22 protein-coding genes are annotated in these 19,435 nt (G+C 62.1%); 4 read left to right on the forward strand and 18 right to left on the reverse strand.

All coding sequences use genetic code 11. The annotated features are described in order from the left end of the window. Positions 1 to 325: 325 nt before the first annotated feature. The 17 genes from FFS35_RS19390 to FFS35_RS19470 all read right to left on the reverse strand — a co-directional run bounded on the left by FFS35_RS19390 (position 326) and on the right by FFS35_RS19470 (position 14,637). The gene (locus FFS35_RS19390) at positions 326 to 655 is read right to left on the reverse strand and encodes a hypothetical protein (protein ID WP_010405708.1); all 330 of its coding nucleotides are present in this window, start codon (positions 653 to 655) and stop codon (positions 326 to 328) included. A 40-nt stretch (positions 656 to 695) separates the two neighbouring features. Next, positions 696 to 2,531, reverse strand: coding sequence for a conjugal transfer protein TraN (locus FFS35_RS19395; RefSeq protein ID WP_137788419.1), 1,836 nt, complete (start codon positions 2,529 to 2,531; stop codon positions 696 to 698). After that, the gene (trbC, locus tag FFS35_RS19400; protein ID WP_010405704.1) at positions 2,528 to 3,271 is read right to left on the reverse strand and encodes a type-F conjugative transfer system pilin assembly protein TrbC; all 744 of its coding nucleotides are present in this window, start codon (positions 3,269 to 3,271) and stop codon (positions 2,528 to 2,530) included. The genes FFS35_RS19395 and trbC overlap by 4 nt, the downstream gene beginning before the upstream one ends. Before the next feature lie 11 nt (positions 3,272 to 3,282). Further along, positions 3,283 to 4,305 carry a conjugal transfer pilus assembly protein TraU gene (gene traU / locus FFS35_RS19405; protein WP_010405703.1) on the reverse strand — a complete coding sequence of 341 codons (1,023 nt, stop codon included), beginning with the start codon at positions 4,303 to 4,305 and terminating at the stop codon, positions 3,283 to 3,285. After that, a complete protein-coding gene (locus FFS35_RS19410) occupies positions 4,302 to 4,571 on the reverse strand; it encodes a hypothetical protein (RefSeq protein ID WP_010405700.1) in 270 nt (89 codons plus the stop codon). The genes traU and FFS35_RS19410 overlap by 4 nt, the downstream gene beginning before the upstream one ends. Further along, positions 4,571 to 5,227: a type-F conjugative transfer system protein TraW gene (gene traW, locus FFS35_RS19415; protein ID WP_137788420.1), complete on the reverse strand. Its 657-nt coding sequence runs from the start codon at positions 5,225 to 5,227 to the stop codon at positions 4,571 to 4,573. Before traW ends, FFS35_RS19410 begins: the two co-directional genes overlap by 1 nt. Next, positions 5,224 to 5,760, reverse strand: coding sequence for a S26 family signal peptidase (locus tag FFS35_RS19420; RefSeq protein WP_137788421.1), 537 nt, complete (start codon positions 5,758 to 5,760; stop codon positions 5,224 to 5,226). Before FFS35_RS19420 ends, traW begins: the two co-directional genes overlap by 4 nt. Continuing rightward, entirely contained in the window at positions 5,741 to 6,430 is a 690-nt protein-coding gene (locus tag FFS35_RS19425; RefSeq protein ID WP_137788422.1) for a TrbI F-type domain-containing protein, read from the reverse strand. Before FFS35_RS19425 ends, FFS35_RS19420 begins: the two co-directional genes overlap by 20 nt. Further along, positions 6,423 to 6,788, reverse strand: coding sequence for a hypothetical protein (locus tag FFS35_RS19430; RefSeq protein ID WP_137788423.1), 366 nt, complete (start codon positions 6,786 to 6,788; stop codon positions 6,423 to 6,425). The genes FFS35_RS19425 and FFS35_RS19430 overlap by 8 nt, the downstream gene beginning before the upstream one ends. A 4-nt stretch (positions 6,789 to 6,792) precedes the next feature. Further along, on the reverse strand, positions 6,793 to 9,384 hold the full coding sequence (gene traC, locus FFS35_RS19435) for a type IV secretion system protein TraC (RefSeq protein WP_137788424.1): 2,592 nt from the start codon (positions 9,382 to 9,384) through the stop codon (positions 6,793 to 6,795). Between the two features lies 1 nt (position 9,385). After that, positions 9,386 to 10,216, reverse strand: coding sequence for a TraV family lipoprotein (locus tag FFS35_RS19440; RefSeq protein ID WP_283214584.1), 831 nt, complete (start codon positions 10,214 to 10,216; stop codon positions 9,386 to 9,388). Positions 10,217 to 10,395: 179 nt separating this feature from the next. Further along, entirely contained in the window at positions 10,396 to 11,280 is an 885-nt protein-coding gene (locus tag FFS35_RS19445) for a DsbC family protein (RefSeq protein ID WP_137788426.1), read from the reverse strand. Beyond that, entirely contained in the window at positions 11,267 to 12,595 is a 1,329-nt protein-coding gene (locus tag FFS35_RS19450) for a TraB/VirB10 family protein (protein WP_137788427.1), read from the reverse strand. The genes FFS35_RS19445 and FFS35_RS19450 overlap by 14 nt, the downstream gene beginning before the upstream one ends. A gap of 1 nt (position 12,596) precedes the next feature. After that, positions 12,597 to 13,403, reverse strand: a complete 807-nt coding sequence (locus FFS35_RS19455; protein ID WP_171007698.1) for a type-F conjugative transfer system secretin TraK — start codon at positions 13,401 to 13,403, stop codon at positions 12,597 to 12,599. Further along, positions 13,400 to 13,966 (reverse strand): type IV conjugative transfer system protein TraE, encoded by a 567-nt coding sequence (locus tag FFS35_RS19460; protein WP_137788429.1) that lies wholly within the window; start codon positions 13,964 to 13,966, stop codon positions 13,400 to 13,402. Before FFS35_RS19460 ends, FFS35_RS19455 begins: the two co-directional genes overlap by 4 nt. 1 nt (position 13,967) lies before the next feature. Beyond that, positions 13,968 to 14,258 carry a type IV conjugative transfer system protein TraL gene (traL, locus tag FFS35_RS19465; RefSeq protein WP_137788430.1) on the reverse strand — a complete coding sequence of 97 codons (291 nt, stop codon included), beginning with the start codon at positions 14,256 to 14,258 and terminating at the stop codon, positions 13,968 to 13,970. A gap of 58 nt (positions 14,259 to 14,316) precedes the next feature. Further along, entirely contained in the window at positions 14,317 to 14,637 is a 321-nt protein-coding gene (locus FFS35_RS19470) for a TrbC/VirB2 family protein (protein WP_137788431.1), read from the reverse strand. A 361-nt stretch (positions 14,638 to 14,998) separates the two neighbouring features. On the opposite strand from FFS35_RS19470, the gene FFS35_RS19475 reads away from it, so the two are divergent. Further along, positions 14,999 to 15,442, forward strand: a complete 444-nt coding sequence (locus FFS35_RS19475) for a hypothetical protein (protein ID WP_137788432.1) — start codon at positions 14,999 to 15,001, stop codon at positions 15,440 to 15,442. Positions 15,443 to 15,593: 151 nt separating this feature from the next. Continuing rightward, entirely contained in the window at positions 15,594 to 16,088 is a 495-nt protein-coding gene (locus FFS35_RS19480; RefSeq protein WP_249341748.1) for an XRE family transcriptional regulator, read from the forward strand. A gap of 46 nt (positions 16,089 to 16,134) precedes the next feature. Here the strand turns inward: FFS35_RS19480 and FFS35_RS19485 are convergent, their stop codons facing one another. Beyond that, positions 16,135 to 17,055, reverse strand: a complete 921-nt coding sequence (locus FFS35_RS19485; protein ID WP_171007699.1) for a lytic transglycosylase domain-containing protein — start codon at positions 17,053 to 17,055, stop codon at positions 16,135 to 16,137. A gap of 119 nt (positions 17,056 to 17,174) precedes the next feature. Between FFS35_RS19485 and FFS35_RS19490 the strand changes: the two genes are divergently transcribed. Next, positions 17,175 to 18,467 (forward strand): hypothetical protein, encoded by a 1,293-nt coding sequence (locus FFS35_RS19490; protein ID WP_137788433.1) that lies wholly within the window; start codon positions 17,175 to 17,177, stop codon positions 18,465 to 18,467. 756 nt (positions 18,468 to 19,223) lie between these two features. Next, complete coding sequence (locus tag FFS35_RS20545) at positions 19,224 to 19,355, forward strand: hypothetical protein (protein ID WP_283214583.1); 132 nt, start codon at positions 19,224 to 19,226, stop codon at positions 19,353 to 19,355. The last annotated feature ends 80 nt before the right edge of the window (positions 19,356 to 19,435 follow it).

The following is a 19,435-nucleotide window of genomic DNA, read 5'->3' on the forward strand; positions in this document are numbered from 1 at the left end:
ATCATTCAGTTCATACCGCTTGGCCACCATCATCCGCTCCGCGTCTCAACACGGATACCTATGAATCAGCGATCACTCCCCTTGGGAATCCTGAATGTCGATCCGTCCTAGCGAATCTTGGCATCGCTGGACGTCCTTTCGTTGGATACAGCGGATTGCGTGGAAGGATGCTGTGGGTGCGCAGCTTGGCCGTCCCAGAGCGCAAGGTGGATGCAGCAATCGACATCACTGGGGACGGCAGCGGCTCCACAGCCGCGTGATGTGGCCGGCTTCGCGGGCGGCAAAGCTGACAGAAGTGCGATCAGCGCCGGCAGCTGAACGAACGTCAAAACCATGATCCGATTCCCTTTTTGCGAGCCTCTGCACGATCCACATTGGCGAAGCGCCTTTCAGCAGCATCCGCCTGGTCGACCATCCCGATCACTCCATTGAGCAACACACCGGCGGCGCGGCGGCCTTTCTCCGTCGGCATCAACCGCTCTCCGACCACCGCCAGCCATCCGCTATCGATCATGTTCGAAAGTGCCCGATCGATGTCTTCGACCGCGATCTTGCAGTCGATCCAGCCGGCTAGGAACTCCGACAAGAAGTCAGCGCGCGCGGGCGTCTTGGCGCGATCGGTGCCAACGAAAATCGCCAGCTCGAAGATTGACATGTCCCACTCGTGCCGGGCGCCTGACGCGGCCGGCCGACGGTCATTTGCCGTGAAGATCATAATAGTCCTGAATCTTGTCCTGAATTTCGGACATGGTCTGGACCTCATCGGGCAGCTTCGCTGCATCCATGAAGTCGGAATAAACATCGGTGAAATCCATTACCGACAGGTCGAGCCTCGCGAACTCGTCGACGGTGAAGCCCTGACACTGCTCCTTTTTCGCGCTACCCCAAGGCTTGCCGAGCTGTGGGCGGCCCTGCTCTTGCAGGACGCGCGAAAGCTTGCTCTCGAAACAGCAATAGGCGGTTCGCTTGGTCGAACAGATCCCGAGGAAGCTCGACGAGCAATAGCTGCCGAGATTATGGCAAAGGCCCATCCGATCTTTGATGTCGAGCTTCATCTCGTCCTGGCTACATGCGAACAGGACAAGGAACGGCGTGGCGAAAGCGGCGATCGCGGCCGGCCCGCCGGCGAGCGCGGCTGCACCAGCACCGAGCGGCACGAGACCGGACACCTTTCCCGCGCAACAATTGATTAAGCCGAATACGGGTTTGTGGCAGGTCTCGCGTGTGCCGGTGAAAACCTTGAAATCGGCTTCGTTGAACTCCTTGCCGGCTTGATCGAGTGCATGAAGGCCGACGAGCGCGTCCCTGAACTCGGTCGACGCCTCGCGGACGATCGGCTCGCAATCGCCGTTGATGCAGTAGACGTCGTCCCCGCATATATACTGCTTGTCGCCCCCGACCGTGCTCGATGGGGTCGGGCAGCGATACACTTTCTCCGCGACCTTGCAGGCCCCACTCTGCGGATCATCAAGGCAATCTTCACGAAGGAACGTGCAGGACCGATTGCTCTCCAGATCGCCGCAATCGTTGCCCGCCGACATGACATTGCAAGTGAAGTTGCGCTTCCACGCCCAGCACGATTGCGTGACAGGTACGCCGTCGATCATCCGGGTCTCCGGGCCTTCGGTGCAGACTTCCCCGGCGGCATCGGCCGTGCACATCGTATCGCCGGCCATGGCTCCGCAACCATCGACCCTTTTGGTGGTCACCTGGGTTTCGGTCGTCTTGGCGTGCCAGCCTTGGCCCGTGATCGGGCTTGGAAGAAGGGAGAGATCGGTCAGGTTCTCAGAGCAGACATACTCGGTGGCGTTATAATCGTCGCAGAATTTGTTCGTCGAAACGCCGTAAATCCTGTGAGCCTGACAAGCCTGCATCACGATGCCCGTCGGCCGGCAGACACCAGAAGCCAGGTGCGGCGCCATCGCATCATATCGCGCAAAGGGGGTGCCGTACGCTCCATTAGGCACGACAAAGAACTTGTACGCGTCGACTGTCGTGGTCTCGGGCACCATCGTGATCGAGCACGATCGGGACTCCTGCTCGATCTTAGTTCCTTGGTTGCATGTGGCCTCGTAGTATCCGCTCGTTCCTGAGCCCGGCGGAAGCGGCGTGCAGCTTCCGCTGGTGCTGCTATACGCCTCGCCTGCGAGATAGGCCGACGGGTCGCTTTCGACGGTCGTTGCGCGGTTCGTCGTCGCCAGGATCTCGGCGTTGCTGAATGTCGCGCGGGTGTGATCGGCGTCCGTTGTGACCCGGTAGCTTTGGTCTGATGACTTCAGCGCCTGGGCGTCTGCGACGAGCTTGTCAGGGTCGTTATAATAGGTCGTCTGTGGCTGGCTGGTGCCTGTGTAGCCAGGAACGGCCGCAGCCTGCGCGTCGCTCGAAGGAACCAGCGAGGAGTCGTTCCTCTTCTCCTGGGCCATCGCCCTGCCCTCAGCACGGGCTTGGTCGACCGTCATCTCCTGCGCGGCGACGGGCTCAGTCGTGAGCAGCAGCGCGCACAATCCTCCCAAGAGGCGCCGCGCGATCATTGCCGATCGCGCTTCATGTTCGAGAGCGCCACCGCGGCCACACGCGCGCCGGGGCCACTTCCCTCGGCGAAGGTCGAAAGAGCATATTCAACCGTCACGTTGCCGATCATGCGGTCATAAGGCGGCACCTTGGTCTGACAGGAGAAGCCGGCGCATAGGTCGAAGTCGGACGAGACCGTGATGTAGGTTGGGACGGCTTGAACATCGAACGCGCGGAAGAGTCGGGGATCGATGCCAATACTGGCGAACTGCCCCTTGTCGACAACCTTGCCGAGCCGCGTCACGAACTCCTTCGCCGAATTGTTCGGAAAGCCCCTGAACACGACCACGCCGCCTGCGCTTGAGGTGTCGCGCACGAGCTGTTTCAGCGTCGCGTCGGGCATCGACAGGCTTGCGAAGACGATGAACTGTGGCGCTTCCCCACCCTTTGCGCTCGCATTCTGGGACGCGCCCTTCACGATCTCGTCGAAATCGACCGGTCCTGCCGGACCCTTTGGAAGATCGATCGTCGCAACCTTGCGCATATTTTCGGTGCCGCCCTCGCGAACCTGAGCGGCTTCTTCCCGGAACTGGTCGCCCCTGTCCTTGACCTGGTCGACGAAGGCTTGCGCTTCTGCGGCGAGATCGGTCGAACGCTTCTTGATCGCCTGGACGTCCACGCCGTCGACGGTCTGCGCGAGCAGCGCCGACACGCCAGCGGCACCAAGGACTGCGAGGATGCCGATGGTGAGATAGCGCATCGTCAGACCCCCTAGAGCACGCAGCAATTGCGCTTGCGCCAGACGAGGTAGCCCATGTCCTCGCCGCCGGCGGGATAGGCACGTCCAGCGTCGGGCGGCATGGTGGAAGCACCGATAGCGGAGCAGGCGAAGCGCCCGCTCACGGTCGGGATCGGGTTGACCATCTGGAAGCGATATTGCTGCTTGCGCATGATCGGCATCAGATACTTCTTGCAGAGCCCGGCCGATCCCATCGTCCCCCAGGCAAGCGCCTCACGGTGCATCTTGAAAGCGAACCGCGAGAGCGCGAGCCGCGAGGACTGGACGTGCCCGATCGAGGACGGGATGTTCCCGTTGAGCGGATACATCGAGCCCTGACAGCCGGCGCACCAGAACAGCGGATCGAGTGGCAGATGGACGGTGCCGGCGATGCAATCGCCGGCGCAGGCAGCCTGCGCGATGGGATTGGCGAAGACGATCGCCTCGGGATTGATGAGCGCTGCCAGCGAGTCATCCTGCCAGAGCGGGTCGACTTCGGTCATGTAGGCGATATCGAACGACGCCTGCTCGAAACAGGCGAAGTCGGTCAGGATCTCCATCCAGTAGAGAAGCGGATAGACATACCAGTGGACGTGCCATTTTGCCGTACTTTGAGAGCGGCCGCCGACCATGGACGGCCCGGTCAGATAGCCCTGACCGATATCGAATCCGGGCGCGATCCGGATGCCGCCAAGGTTGGGGAAACACCACGGCTTCATCGTCACATCCGCGAGGCGCGCCGGCTCCCAGAACCCGACCGATATGCCGATGCGAGGGAGCGGGTCGGCGCAGGCGCAGATCGGCGACGCGGGATTGCTGGGATCGGGACGGCTGCTCGGCCAAATCCTCAAGGCGCCGACGGACAGCGGGAAGAGGCAGGACCAGCAGACATCGGTGATCGGATTGACGAACTTGCCACTGCAGGTCGGCCCGGCCGCGGTTGCCGGGGGCGCCAGAGCGATCATCGCAAGCAAGAACGCGAAGAGGCCGAACAGGCGGCGAGGCAGCCCGGTCATTCGCCGCCTCCCACGCTTTCAAGGAAAGCTCGGTCGGCGCGCTGCTTTCGGAGCAGGTAAAGACAGGTGTGTGCGGCGGTCGCGAACAGGATCAGGGCGGCGCCGATTGGCGCCACGCGGCCAATCGCGTGGCGGAGCGGCGAGAAGAGACCAACGACGAGCGCGCTAGTGAGGCATAGCGCCTGCCAGGTGAACCGCATGCGACGAAGCACCGGGGTCTCCGGTGCAGCCATCGGCGTTCGAAGAAGATCGAGCCAAAGCGGCATCAGCCGGCCCTCCCCTTCTTTAGCACCTGCTCGGACACTCGCATCACGCGACCGTTCTGCTGCACGACCGCGGGCGTGTGTTCGATGCCGAAACGAGAGGTAAGCTTGCCCTCCTGGTCGAAGTAGAAACGACGCTTCCGGTTCGTCATCTCTTCGATCGGCGAGCCGCTGACGAAAATGATCTTGGCATTGAGATCGGTGTACCGGCTCGTAGCCCAGGCGATCTGATCGGCATCGTCGCCATCGACAAACACGAGCGCCTGTTTGATCGCGACGAAGTCGAGCGGATTGATCCTTTGTCCTGCGCTGCCGATGAGGTTTCCCTTTTGGTCGCGAATATCGTGCTCGAGATGGACAGTGGGATCATAGGTCCAGTCCCTGGACTCGGTGGCCGGCGAGATGCCCACAACGGGAGTGGGACGCCGCACCTTCGCTTCGACGCGCTTGGCGAACATCTCGTTGGTGCGCGCGAGTTCGCCGGTTGCCTCAGCTCGCTTCAGCCGTGCTTCGATCGTCGAAAGCAGATCCGGCTCGATGACCGGGAAAGCTTGGCCTGTCTGCCCATAGTCTCGCGCCTCGATGCGCGCAGGGCTCAAGACGATGGCGCCGATGCCAAGGAGAGCGACCCCTCCGCCAGCGGCGAGGAGCTGCCTCACAGCACGGGCTCCCCGACACCGATAATCTGGCGGCCGCAGACGAAACCGATCTCGGCGTAGCGGCTGTCAAATCCATCGCGGTGGGGCGACCCGGCATAATAGCAACCGGCCGGAATCACTCCCTCAGCGCCGGGTGTAAGTGGCTCGCCGACGCGAGTGAGCGACTTCATTCGCCCGATGGGCTTGCCGGCGATCGTCACGACCATTCCGCGATGCGCGACGACGTCGCCCGGCACGCCATAGACGATCTTGCCGAACATCTGCGGTTTTGCGCCGAAATGGCGGCGCAGAAGCGCGCTCGGCGGCGGATCGAAGAACACGTAGTCGCCACGCGCCGGCAATTGGTGCCGTCGAATGAGGAAAGCCCAGTTCGGGAGGGAATCGCTCGCGTTGATGAGGAAGATATGGCTGTCGCGCCAAGCACCGATCGCGCTCAGCAGACCCGTTCCGACGAGGGCAACGCCTAGCATCGCCCACAGGCGCTTGCGCGGCTGCCAGCGCAGGACGGCCGCCTCACTGGCCACCGTTGCCATCGGGGCCTCCAAAGGTTGAGACCGACGGCCTGGCAACTTGCCCGGGCGCCGGCTGCGGCATCGGTTGCGCGAACGAACCGCCGGCGGACGGATCCTGCGGCGGGATCGCCTGCGCGCCGGCCATAGGGTCGATCTGTCCCGACGGTGCCAAGGGCGGTTGCCGCGCCGCGACCAGCGCCGCCTGCGCAGCCGACAGTTCTTGCATGCGCTGAAGTTGCTCGACAGATACGCGCTTCGGTTCTGGAACACCGGAGGCGAACACCGCCTTTTTCAGGCTCTCCGTGATGTCCGGCACATTCTTAGTGAGGACCGCTTCTCCGACGAGCACTACCTGCCCGCCTTCGCTGCGGCGCTGCAATTCCTTGTCGAGCGAAGACATGAAAGCCCTCATCTCGGCTTGGACCCGGTCGGGCGGTGACCCAGAAAATCGTTGCCCCTCGACATAGTCGCCCACCAATGCAGACAGCCTGGCCGAGACGATGTGATCCTGCTTCGGCACCATGAGCGCGCGCGTGACCCACATGCCCCAGATGAGCAGCGCCAACATGACCAGGCCGATGATGATCTGCTGTCGCGTGAAGCCCCCAAAGCCGATCCTGCGCGCTCCGCGCGCGGTCTGAGGCGCGGAAGTGGGTGCGGGTGGGAGGTCGAGTTCGGGTTGCTCAGCCATGGTCGCCGATCCCTTCCTGCGTGCGGTCGGGCAGGATGCGATCCCGACGAAAAGTGATGACCGCCGCCGAGAGGATCATGTGCGCGATCGCGAAAGTGTTGAGGAAAGCGCCAGTCCGTGCCTGATCGGCTGCGGCATAACGCGTGGTGAAATTGTTGAGCTGGTGAATGAATCCGTCGAAGGAGAACCCGCCGATCGCTAGGAAGAACAGGAAGAACAGCCCCCAGGTGATCAAAAGCGTGCTGCCCAGGAATCCAAACCCATGGAGGATGAAGTAGAAGACGGATCGCCATTCGGCGGCCATCAGCCAGCCCTTTCGCGCACCGGGGTTCGTCGCATCGTCTGCCTTCGTCGCCATGATCCTACTCCGCCGCGATCGCGATCTCGTCCGCGTCGACGAGATTGCTCACCCATTTTTCGGGATTGTCAGGAAAGGCGATCCGCTCGATCGCTTCGTCCATGCTCATGCCCTCCGCGATCAGCGCATCGATCGCGGCGAACGTCCTCGGGCTCGAGGAAAAGAGTGTGGCTGAATAGGGATCGAGCACAAGACGGCCGACCGCGAGCGTGTCGGGGCCCTTGATCATGATGTCCGAATATTCGAAGCCGTTTCGCTTCAGCGACCGCAGAAGGGCGTCGGTGTAGTCATCCATCTCGAAGCGATCATGCTTCTTGAAGTCCGCGATCGTCTCCGGCTTCTGCTGCAGGATGACGAACCAGTCCGAGTTCTCGAGCGCGGCGATCGAACCGGCTGACTTGTAATAATCGTTAAGCGACTGAGTCGAGGTGATCAGCGATGCACCATATTTGCGGCAAGTTCGCGCAAAGGCCTCGATGAACTCCGCCATCGAGCCGCCGCGGAGCAATTGCCAAGCCTCGTCGAGGAACAGCGCCTTGGGGATCGAGCGATCGAGCTTGCGCATCATTTGTTGCGCCATGAACATGATCGCTGTCAGTACGACACTGCGCAGCTCCTCGCGGGCCGAGAGGTCGGACAGCTCGAAGACGGTGAGCTGCGCTTGCAGCTCGAACGAGACTTCGCCCTGGAAGAAGCGGCCGTAGGTTCCGCCCGACGAGAACGGCCGCATCGCGATCCCAAGATCTGAAGCAAGCGAATTGCCGGTCGCGTTTAGCTCTTCGATGACGCGGTCGATGGACCCGCGCCGGCCGTCCTTTTCCCATACCGCATTAACCGCGCCGTCGATCAGACCGCGCTCGGTGTCGTTGAGCCGATCGACATGGCGCGACATCTGATTGATGATCGCCTTGAGCATCGCCATGCAGTCGAGAAGGTAATCTTCGTCCTCCGCCGCCTGAGCCTGGTCGATCATCGAGAAGGGGTTGAGGCAAAAGCCCGAGCTCATTGTAAATTCGACGAAGGCGCCGCCCTGCAGCTTTGCTGAGTGCTCAAACGAACGGCCGTCGTCGATCACCACCACCTTCGCGCCGGCGCCGCAGAGCGAGCCGCACAGCTCCTGGAGCGCGACCGACCTGCCCGAACCCGACTTGCCGAAGACCGCGACATTGTGGTTTCCGGCGGCATTCTCGAATGGGCTCCAGAAGAAAGGCTGGCCCCGCCGACCGATCAACAACAAATGGGGTATACTTCCGCCGAGATATTCGCCCTGAAGCGGCGCCAGATTGGCTGCCGTCGTGGTGAGCAGCGTCCGCATCCGCTTCATGCGCTCGAGGTCCTTCGACAGACCATTGGCCATCGTCATCGGCATCGCGCAGAGCAGCCCCATGACCTGCAGATAGCGGTCGTCGAGCAGGTCCCAGCCTGCAGCCCGATAGACCGACTTGAGCACGCGCTCGTTTGTGTCGCCCTTGCCCTTGGGCGAAAAGGCGGTGACGCTAAAGAACACGCGGACGAGCTTGCGGCCCTGGCGGATCTCGTCGTTGACGTAGCGCCACTCCTGCGACTGGTCGCGAAGCTGAGGCAGGAATTTCGATGACTTTGAGTCAGCGAGGCTCGTCGTCCGCATGAACTTGTAGCCAGCCTTGTTGGTCGAGGCTTGGGCGTCTGGAAAATCGATGCACAGGTTCGTCGAAACAGGGCACGGCATGCGGAGTTTATCTGTGAACATGTCGCCGATCAGACGCGCCACGTCCCAGGGTGCCCAGCGGGTCGGCAGATTGCGCACAGAAAACGACCGGACATCGAATACGTCGGGATAAATCTCGCCGATCTCTGGCGCGCCCTTGATCGTCTTTCCGGTCGGCCGGAAACGCTCGGTCCGCAGCAACATCCGGTCCGGCTCGACCTGCAACTCGATGTCGCGGCGGATCGCCTGGTCCGCGATGGGATCGAGCGGATTGTAGCTGACAGCGTCATCGCCGGCGGCAGTGGTCGGCGAGGTGATGTCGTCGATCCACCCTATCAGCGCTACCGGGTCCATCGTGCGCGCAGCGACGTTGATCGACGCAAGCGATGAAATGATCCCCTCCATCACCGAGACGATCTGCTCGACCGACACGCTCGACGATTCCGGGGTCGAATAAGAAATCGCGACGCGGTGATTGCGAAGGCAGAACGGAGCGTCGGCCGATAACGAGTCCCACACACCGTCCGTCAGGAAATCGACGCGGTGCTTGGCCATCCGTTCATAGACACCGCGCGCCGAGTAGCGCGGCAGATACCATTTCGAGAGCCGCTCACCGATACGCGGTGACATCCACTGGTGAAACTGGAGACAGCCCGGCGCCGGGATACCCTCAGACAGGAACTGCGCCAGAATTTCGCCGGTGCGCTCGTCGGCCCCAACCAATGGCGCCGCCTCGATTACGAAACCGCGCGACGCACTGTTGTAGAAGATGCCCGTCTTCGGGTCGTAGCTGCGGTAAGGCAGCCAATGTGCAAGCATCGGTACCGCGAGATCCGGCTGCTGGGCGTCGGGACGCTTGCTGTCACCGAACACGCCAGCGAGGAGATCGTCGAAAAAGCGCCGCGCCATCTCAATTCTCCTGCGGCACGGACGCGGGGAATCCTGCGGCGCGGACGACTGGCTTGGCATCTGGCTGCGCTGCCGGCAGCGCTTCTGCAGCGACCGCGCTTCGCGCCGCGTTCTGAGCTTCTGTTGCCTGCGCTTGATATTGTGGACTCGCTTTCACCCGCGCGATTGCCTCGGCACCGATGGTCGTTTTGGGCGGCGTCGCCACACCGGACGGAGTGGCATTTGTCGTTTTCGACAAGGCTGGCGCTGCGCCTGGATTGCCTGTTGAACCAGCGGCCCTTGGCAGCGGTTTGGGAGCCTCCGCCGGCTGCGCCTTACCTCTTTCCGTGGGCGGAACGGGCGCCGGCGCGTTGCGGCCCGCCTTGGGGGCTAAGCGAGCCGCAACGTCGGACTTGATCGCTGCGACCGGATCGGCACTGCGCGCTCGCGCAGCGGCCACCGCCGCAGGATCAGGAAGATCTGGATCGATCGCCGCGACATCGACGATCGCAGGGTCAGCGCGATCGACGGCCTCTGCGAGCGATTCCGGCATCGTGCGCATCGACGACGTATTGCGATCAGGAATGGCGGTCGCTGATGCCAGCGATTGCTGCTGCCATTCGCCGCTCCGCACGACCGCGTGGACCGCGCTCGTCTCATGTAAGCGCCCGCGCTCATCGATATAGGGCTGGAAGACGATCCGAAGCACACGCTCCTGAGTACGCCGCGCATCCCCGGGCTCGACAGGCACAATCTGCCTGGTAGCAGCGGTCCGAGACGTTCGCGTCTTCGGGCGGGTTTCAATATAAGGTCCGGCGGACACCCCGTCTCCGCCACTCTCACCCGAGATCATCGCCAGCGCGCGGTCGTCAATCGACGAGGAAGGCGCGCAGATGCCATCGGGCGCGGCGCATGAGAAGCTGCCTCTCACGTTGCTTCCAAACGTCGCGCACCCACTGAGCAGAGTCAGCACTGCCAGAGCGGCCGATCCGAGTAGGAGCGGTGCTCGGCGGGATCGACCCAGCCGCCGGCTCACGACTTCGCTCCTCTGAGCCAGGCCTCGAGGAACTCCTTCGGCCGATAGCCTTCGAGGATTGCGCCGTCGCTGCGGACGATAACCGGCGTCGCGTTCAGGCCATTCTTCTGGGCGAATTTCTCATTGGCATCGAGGCCCTTGGTGTCACACGCAGCTGGCACCTTGAAGGGCTCACCCGCGTAAGCGGCATGAAGCGCCTGTTCCTGGTTTTTGGAACAGTAGACTCGATCGGCAATGTCACGGCTGCCGAGGACCGAGATCGGCCGCTCGACCACTTTCACGTCCATACCGCGCAAGACATTGGTGAGCGCACGGCAATAGCCGCAGCGGAAGTCCGTAAAGATGGTGACCGTCTGCTTGGCCGCCTTATTGCCCCAAACGATCGCACCCTCGTTCGGCAGGCCGGTCAGGTTGAGAATAGCGGGGCGCACGGGGACCGTGGTCCGCCCACTGCCGACCGCTGCTGCCGTGACCTCGCCCTCACCTTCCCCGCCGCCGGAAGCCGCGGCGGCATTCGCTTTCGCAGCCCCGCCGACCAGCATGTCTGGGTTGATCTCGAGTAGTCGGGCCGCCGTCAGATCCTGGCGCGTCTCCATATCGTAGACGCGGCCGATGATCAGATAGCGAGCACCGTGATTGACGTAGAAGAGATTGGCGCCGGCGGTCACCTCGCAGAGCCCTTCGATCTTCTCGCAATTGACCTTGGAGACTTCAGTCTTCGGCAGGCGCGCCTTCAGAAGGCCAGTGACCTTCACTTCGTCTGGACCCGCCACGTCGGCCGCCAGTGCGATGCCGGCTACGGAGATCGCGCCGATCGCCACCAGGACAGGTGCCCGCCGCGTGAACAGGCGCAGCTTTCGCAGTCGATCAATTGCGGACATACACACCCTCCAGGAAGACGATTTCGACATCGATGCCGGTCGGCATCTCGATCACAGGCTGATATTGCTCGGCGCGCTCGATCAGATATTTCGAGACGTCCTTGCCGGACTCAGCAGCGCCGCCACCGAGCGCACGCAGGCCAACGCTGCCGAAATTGGGCGTGCGGTTGATGCTGCCCTCGCCATCGTTGGCGATGGTCGCCAGGGGCTGATTGAAGGCAGTGTTGAGCGCGTTGCCGCCGCCACTGACCAGGCCAGCGAGGAAAGCCTGCATCGCGAGGGAACCCTCGCGGCTGACGACACGACCGCGCACTCCAGTCTTGCCGCCGAAGGCGATGAACCCCTTCACTTCGGACACGGCGTAGCGACCGCCCGGTTGCGGGCAGGTCATTTTCTGAAGTTTGACGTATACCTTCTCACTCGAGAGATCGCCGCGCGCAGCGCCATTGATCAGGCAGCCCTCTATCTTCGTCGTAAGGAGCTTGCCGTTCTGGTAGACCGAGCGTGCTGGCCCGGTGACGCGAAGCACCACGGGCAACGGATCGGTCTGGCTGTTGACTCCTGCGCTCGCGTCAACGCCGACGATGACCTTGGCGCTCGCAAAGCTGTTCGGAGGCAGATAGTTGATACTGTCGCTGTACGTCGTGGTGCCCTTCGCGACGCGTGTCGCAGTGCCAGTGTCGGTCGACTGAAAGCTGACCATTTTGACCTCGGCGCCGCTGTTGACGGGCATTGGCCGCCCGGCGGGACCGGCATCGGGGCGTTGGTAATTCTGGACGCCGTTCGGGCCGTACATCGCAGAAGGGCCTGGTGCGGGCGCCGGCGTTGCTGTCTTGGAGGCGACCTGCCGCCTCAGCTGGTCATTCTCCGCCTGATAGGCGGAAAGCACGCGCGCACCGTCAGCGCGCATCGCTTGATTCTCGCCTTTCAGCAGTTCGAGTTGCTGGGCGAGCTGGTCGACCCGTTGCTGCTGCCCGTTCACCGATTTCAGCTGGTTTTCGACCGACTGCATCTGGTTTTCCGAGAGCGCCATCCACTCCTGTTGGTTGAGGTTCTTGTTGACCATGTCCTTGGTCGAAACCTCGACCTTGGCAGCGTCGCTATCGGTCGACGCAGATTTGCCACCATCGTCACCGAAGATCCAAAATGACGATGCGATGAGTCCGATACCGGCGACGCCGGCGAGCAATAGGCGCTGCCGTTTGCGAACGCTCTCGTTCGCGGTCAGATCGCTCGAGACGGGAGAGACGCCCTCCTCTTCTGGCGCCCCGTCGAGAGGCGCGCGTCTACGCCGGAAGATATCGGCCAAAGCCATGTCACTGCCTCCCGTTTTGCGAAACGAGGTAGGCCGTCGTGACCTTCCCTGGATCGAGCTTGGGCTCTGCGATCGACACCGCCACCGCGCTCGGCGGCGCAACGGTCGCTTCGCTCAGCGTGACCGAGGCCGGGCCTCTATTCTCGATGCGAAGGACGCGGCCGGTGAGATCGGAGCCGCGATATTCGGCGATCATCTGGACCTTGAGCGTACCAACATAGACGGGTCGAAACGCCCGTTGACGCATCTCGTACCCATCGATGACGCTGTTCGAGTACATCGCCTGCACGAGCTCGACCACGGTTTCCTGCGGATCAGCGGCTGCGACTTGCGGCGCCGTGTCGCCCGCTTTGTCCTTTGCGATCGCCGGGTTCGAGATGAACACCTGGACCGCCTGCTCGCCTGCGACGCGGCACACGAACTTGTAGACATAGCCCCGCTTGCTGGTGGCGAAGAAGGAAAGGGCCTGTCGGCCGAACCCTTCCGGCACCGACAGGTAGATGTCGCCGCGAACCGGCTCGTTCACGACCGAAAAGTCGTCGGCGGGATTGCCCGTCGAGATTTTCGAGACCGAAGCGAATTCATCCTCGACCAGGCTGATCCTGGTGAGATCCTTGGCAGAGGCGGCGCAGTCGACTTGGCTGCCATCGGACGCCATCACCGTTTGGTCGGCCCAGGCCGGTTCCGCGATGAGGAAGAAAGATAACGCCACGAGCGAAGCGCCGATGATCCGGCTCAAATAGCAGTAATAGCGGGAGAGGAAGACGGCGCCGGTCGCGGCGCTGCCGATGGCGTAGACCGACATCACTGATCCTTTTCCTTGCCGGTCGTCACCATTCCAAAGCCGACAAGCTTCAGGGACAGTCCGGAATATTGCCAATCGAAACGGAAAGTCCGGCGCTCACTGGAGACGACCTTGTTCCCGACGATCGTGTGCAGATCCCCGGTCACGGTGGACCACAGGTTCTTAGGGTCGATTTCCATCGTCTGGATCGTGAAGAACTGCGCGATCGAGGAGCCGCGCTGCTCGTTGACGATCTTCATGAGGTCGCCGCGGATCTTCCCCTGCGCGCTCGGCGCAGTGATCTCGAGGACCGACTTCATCCAATATTCGAGGTTGGAAGGGCTGCGATCGAGGGTCAGCACCGCGGTGTCACGGGTGATCAGCTCGAGATACTCCCGCGAAACTCCTGCGCTGTTGACCGCCAATGGCCGTGCCAGGACCGGTTGCAGGACGATCTCGCGGTCACGGGTTGCAGTGATCAACAGCAAGATGCCGGAGAGGACGCCCAGGATCACCGATACGATCACGAGAAGATTGCGCTGCCTCAGGACGCGTTGGCTTTTGGCGTGTGTGTAGGTGATCTCCACCTTACCCGGCCATCAGTCGGAGATAAGAGGGTGGCGTGGCCTTCATGCCAGTGAACCCGGCCGGAAGATGCCAATAGGCCAAATGGAGCAGCCAAGACGTTGCCCGTCCTGCCTTAGCCTTCTTCAGTCCCCACCAGCCCGCACCCGAAAGCACGACGCCAATGAGAATGTGCTGAGACAGGATTCCCCAGACGAACGGGATAACCATCGCCAGGAATTCATCTATCGTCCACAGCCCGATTAGCTCGGGATCGTCTAGATGAGACGGTATGACGTACTTGTCCGCGGCCATTGCACCACCCTCTTCAAAAGCCGGCCGGATCTGCTATTCCGACCGACCGTCGGACCTTTCAGATCGTTGCCGTGACGGTAGAGGTAACGATCGGAATGCCGGTGCCCGCGCCGACGCCGACGCCGACCGGGATGGCGATCTGGCCCATCGAGAAGCGGCCCGAAGCAAGTGCCACGATGCCGCCGGCAAGCGAGAGGACGGTGATGATCTTGCCGCCTGAGCCTTCGAGAAAATCGGTGAACTTCGTCAGGGCGGTGTCGAACGTCGTGTCGGCGCCGGCGAAGGCGGGCCCGGCGAAGAAGAAAAAGGCGAAAAGGAGCGCGGCGAGGACAAGGAGCGCCAGCTCCAGCCGGCCGCTTTGTTTGAGGACGGACTGCATGAGGTGTTTCCTTCGCTTCAGGAGACGCGATCTGCCGCGCCCGAAATTGAAAGGACCAAGTGGCCATTCGTGTCGCAAGCTCCCACGAGCGGATGGTTGCCGATCGCGCGGATTTTTTTGTAGTCCCTGCCTTTTGCCCGTTGGTATTGGGCTTTGCGCCCCGATGGACGGGACGTGGCATCCGGATAGTTGGGCAGTCTGCCCTTGATAGTCGGGCGTCGCGCCCCGCAATTGCGGACAAGGCGCGCCCAAGGTAGATTCGCAGCGGGAAGACTCGCGAAATATCAACCTTTGGAGCCCAAAAGGGGCGCTCCTCTGCAGACTGTTACCAGTCTCTCATCAGAAAAGGAGAAATCACCAAGTGGGCGGCAAGAGCACCGAAGCCCAAGGCTGTCTTCTCCGCGTGTCAGAGGACTTGTTCCGCCTGACGACCGAGAGCCTCCGGCTTCACTCGAATGCGACCCTCGCGCACCAAACTCTTGCCGCACTCATCGAATATCGTGCGTTCGATGAGTCGCATCTCGACGATCACGAGGTCACGACGCTTGGCGAGCATCTTGATCTCGTGCCCGGCCCCGGCGAAATTAGCCTCGATCTCAAGCTTGCCTCACGGAGCGTCGATTATCTTGAGGCACTGCAGAAAGCGTTCAGCCACAAGCTTGCCACTGCGCTTGCGCTCGAGGACGCCCTATCCCTTCTCTTGTTCGACTACGTTGTCGAGCATAAGGCCTCAAAGATACTGCAAGCTCTTGATGACGAGACGAAACAAAGTCTCTTGGGCTCCGGTCGAGCCTCACGCCATTAACAGCCGTCAATCGGCCGGATAGTAAATGGATTGCTGCTCAATCTGGCCCCAACCATTGTTGCAATGACCGTTTTCTCATGATCCTTTTACACCGTCCGTTGGACGGCAGGGGGTCATTATGTCATCTCATCCCAAGCTTTGGGCTTAGGCAGTGAAGGGGCTGGGCGAAGCCGGCGAACGCCGCGACTATGTCCCGGTAATACTTCGCGCAATGGCCGAGACCGATACCGCGCAGCGGAAACTCGCTGGCAAGACCGGCATTAGTAAAAGCCGGCTGGGGGTTCTGCTCCATCGTGACCCCGCCAAGCGAGCGCCGATGACGGTGAACGAATTCGAGACGATCCTGCACGCACTCGGCACCAACATCGTTCAGGCCTTCGTTCGCCTCGAGACCTTCCCGCAGGACGAGCCGATTAGCGACGAGCGGCACGCGACGCTGATCGTGATGCTCTGTGAATTCTTCGTCTCCCTGCCGAAAAAGCTCATTGAAGTGCTGGACGCGCTTGATGGACTCGACGGCTCCGAAGTGCGTAAGGAATGGGCTTCGCCGCTCCAGAAAGCGGTGATCAAGCGTGTTGCGGACGAGGTGATGGCCGTGACCGAGCGCCGCGCGCGCCTTGCTCAAAGCGACGACTTCTATCTTTGAGAAAAGAAGTCGCTGCGCGCCGTACGCGATGCGCGGCGTGACCCAGCTAGAAGATAGAGACAAGCGCTCTTCGGAACGGCGCCGGTCGCAAGGGCTCGGAGTTGCCGGTGCCACTGGCTTGAGAAAGGCCACTCAGCCTCGTCCAGTTGGCGAGCACGTTGTCCACATAAGCGCGCGTCTCGCGGATCGCGGGCACCCGGCCTTGTCTGACCCGGCCCGGCCCGGCATTGTAGGCCGCAAGCGCCAAATGATACTGGCCAAAGCGATCGAGCTGCTGACGCAAATAGCGCGCGCCGCCCCGCAAATTTCCCTCGATACTGTAGCGATTGACGCCCAGCGCGGCAGCGGTCCCGGGCATCAGCTGGGTCAACCCGAAGGCATTCTTGAGAGAGAAAGCATCAGGACGATATTGACTCTCGCGAATGATCATGGCGTCAAAAAGGCCGACGGGAAGGCCGTGCTCACAGGCGACGCTACTCATCAGTTCATAATAGGCGGCGCGCCGCTGTTCGGCATCGGTTCGAAGAAAGCCGGTCGGACGATATGCCAGCGGTACGCAGCCGGGCATGTAGGCGGAAATAGTCGCGGGCGTGGGCGGGCCCCGCATCCAAAAAGGTATGGTCAGCATCGCCGCGGGCGGAACCTCTGTGATACCATCCGAAGCCCGCTCCATCGGCGCGAATGGATCATCAGGATCCGACACGACTGCCACAGCCTGCGCCCCCGCGAAGCTCCCCGCCATCTGGAAGGCCACCCACCGTCGGCGAAGATCGTGCACAGCAAAGGTAGGTGCAGCTGGGGAGACGGTTTGCAATTTCTCATTTTCGCTTGGGTGCTGGTTCTCGGGAGCGCTTGCCGGGGGCTGCCCCATGCTGATCACCTCAGCGCGACGGTGTTCGTGACGCTTTGGCCCAGCGGCATTCGCCGACGTCGCCAGCGCCGCGAGGACAACGGTCGAACCGATCATAATTGCCCGCATTGCAGCCTCCATTGTTGCCGTCTGAAAAGTGGAGATTGCTCGTGCCGCGCTGTCAATCTGCGCCGCCGGGTCGCTAACGCCGGATACGAGGAACCAGGAGCGCTCGAATGTGGCTGATCGATCGCAGCACGGAGGGGCGAATGTCGCGCCGCATCGCCCTCCCCTTCCCCGTGCGCGAGGCGCTGGTGCGCTGGTATGTCGGCGGTGGCTCGCGTGCCGACGAGGAGGCCGGTATCGTCCTCGTTCAGCAGGCGCGGATAGGCCGCAAATGGATCGCTTGCGACTGCTTGCCCACGGGCGAAGCACCGCCGGTCCTGACCCCCGCCTTCCTGTCGGAGGCCGAGACTTACTATCTACGACGACTTACCGGCAGCGATCGGCCCGAGCATCACCCCGGCTGCCCTTTTTCCCGAGAACAGGCTACCAACCGGATCAGCGAAGTGCGCGGACAGCATGCCCCGGCCGATCCGCCGACCGGTTTTTTCGAGGTGCTCAGGCCCGCGCCAGAAAAGCTGGCTCAGCGCCCCGACGAGGAAGCGAGCGACGACCGCACCCGTCAGACATCGGTCCCGAGGCTTGCACGCCTTCTGTGGCGGTTGATCGACGTTGCCGGGCTCAATCGCTGTTCTCCCCTCAGCGCGGAGAGCGAGCAACGATCGATCGGCGACGAGTTTAGGACGCTCACATCCGTGACGGGCGCCATTGCGGTTGCGCCAGGCATTGAGCTCTCTCGCGCCTTTTGGACCCACCCGCGGGCGCTGCACAGCCGCAAAGTCTATGGGAGTTTGCGCGCCCTAGCTAAAAAATGGCCGCGAGGGCATGCGCCTCAAGCCTTTCTTGCGCTCTTTGCAAATCATGTCCGGGGTTCGACCGTCTATGTTGCTGACGGCGATCCGGTGACGCTGGCCAACCGCGTGCAGTCGCCATCGACGAGGGACAACCGGATCGACGGGCCATATCTCGTCATTATCGTCGTCGGGCAATTTCCCGAGACGCATGGCTATGCTCCGCTTCGCGGCTACGCCCAGCCCATTCTAAATGGCCATCGCTTCATTCCCGTGGACACCGCGTTTGAACGCGAAGCGCTGCGTGCGCTGATTGACATCCGGCATCCATTCGAGCGACGCGGCATCGAGCTTTGCATCGAGAAGCCGGTCTTCGACATGCTGACGCCCCTTGGCCCCTGTCGCCCCGCCTTCTTGATCGAGGCGCGCTCGCGGACGACCGGCGAATGCCGTCAGGTCGCGGTCGAGCTCGTCACCGGCGGCAACGAGGTCGAAACACCTATGGCGCAAGTGCGCGAGCGGGTGAAGCAGATCGCGCCGATCGTCGCGCTCAACGCGGCGGATATGGCTCCCGCAAGGCTCGCCTATCGCCTCGCGACCGGGTTCGACCTGTGAAGCCACGATGCCGTATTGAAACCCATATGCTCAAACCGAAGCACAGCTATGTTCGAATGCCTATTTCTCGGCGACAGCATTGGGCTCGGGACCGCACGGGCTGTGAACGCAATCTATTCGCAGGAGTGCCAGGTGCGCGCCCAAGTAGGTGCGCGCTCCGCCGACATGAAGAGATGGCCGCTGCCCGGTCGGATGCTCGGCGCAAAGATCATCTCCATCGGCACCAACGACGCCGCGCAGCCTCTCCTTGCGGCCAATCTGAAGGCAATACGTGTACGTCTGAACACGCGCCGCGCAATCTGGCTTTACCCTACGCAAGAGGTCAGGCCCGTATCGTGCGCTTTGTGGCCGCGACCTTCGGCGACGAGATACCCGATCTTGGCCGCTACCGCACGAAAGACGGTGCCCATCCGCAAAGCTACGGTGACATCGCGAGAGCATGGCTTCGCTAGCAAGCAGTCGTCGGCCCCAACGGCAACTGCCAACTCGTCTATCGGCTTGGCGCTGGTGGCCGACCATGATAGTTCCTTGTCCGCGCTGCAAGTCTGCAGTGCCGGGACTGGTAATCCCGACAAGAGCGATGTCCTCGGCGGAGCTTCCGCCGGGGCGCCTGTGCATATGTCCAGGTCGCTTGCGGCTAAAAGCGCAGGCGCATGTCTCTTGTCATGTTACCAGCCCCGGCTCCCGCGCGTCGCGCGGGGGCATCGGGCGTAACGCGCAACTTATCGGTCCGTTTTGCATCGGGAGACCCACGGCATGAAACGGGACAGGGACGTGCAGCAGACGCTCTCCACGATTGTCCGCAGGCTCGATGAAGCGTTGGAACTTCTCGACGCCATGGACATGGGCGACGGCTGTCCGCCGTCAGCACCAATGGCACAGATTTGAGGTTGTGATTTAAGGAGGATCTGGGCTTCGTCGTAGTGACGAAGGAACGAAGATGAAGCCCAGATCCTCCAATGTAAAAT

It is taken from the genome of Sphingomonas sp. 3P27F8 (assembly GCF_005502745.1).
GTDB lineage: Bacteria > Pseudomonadota > Alphaproteobacteria > Sphingomonadales > Sphingomonadaceae > Sphingomonas.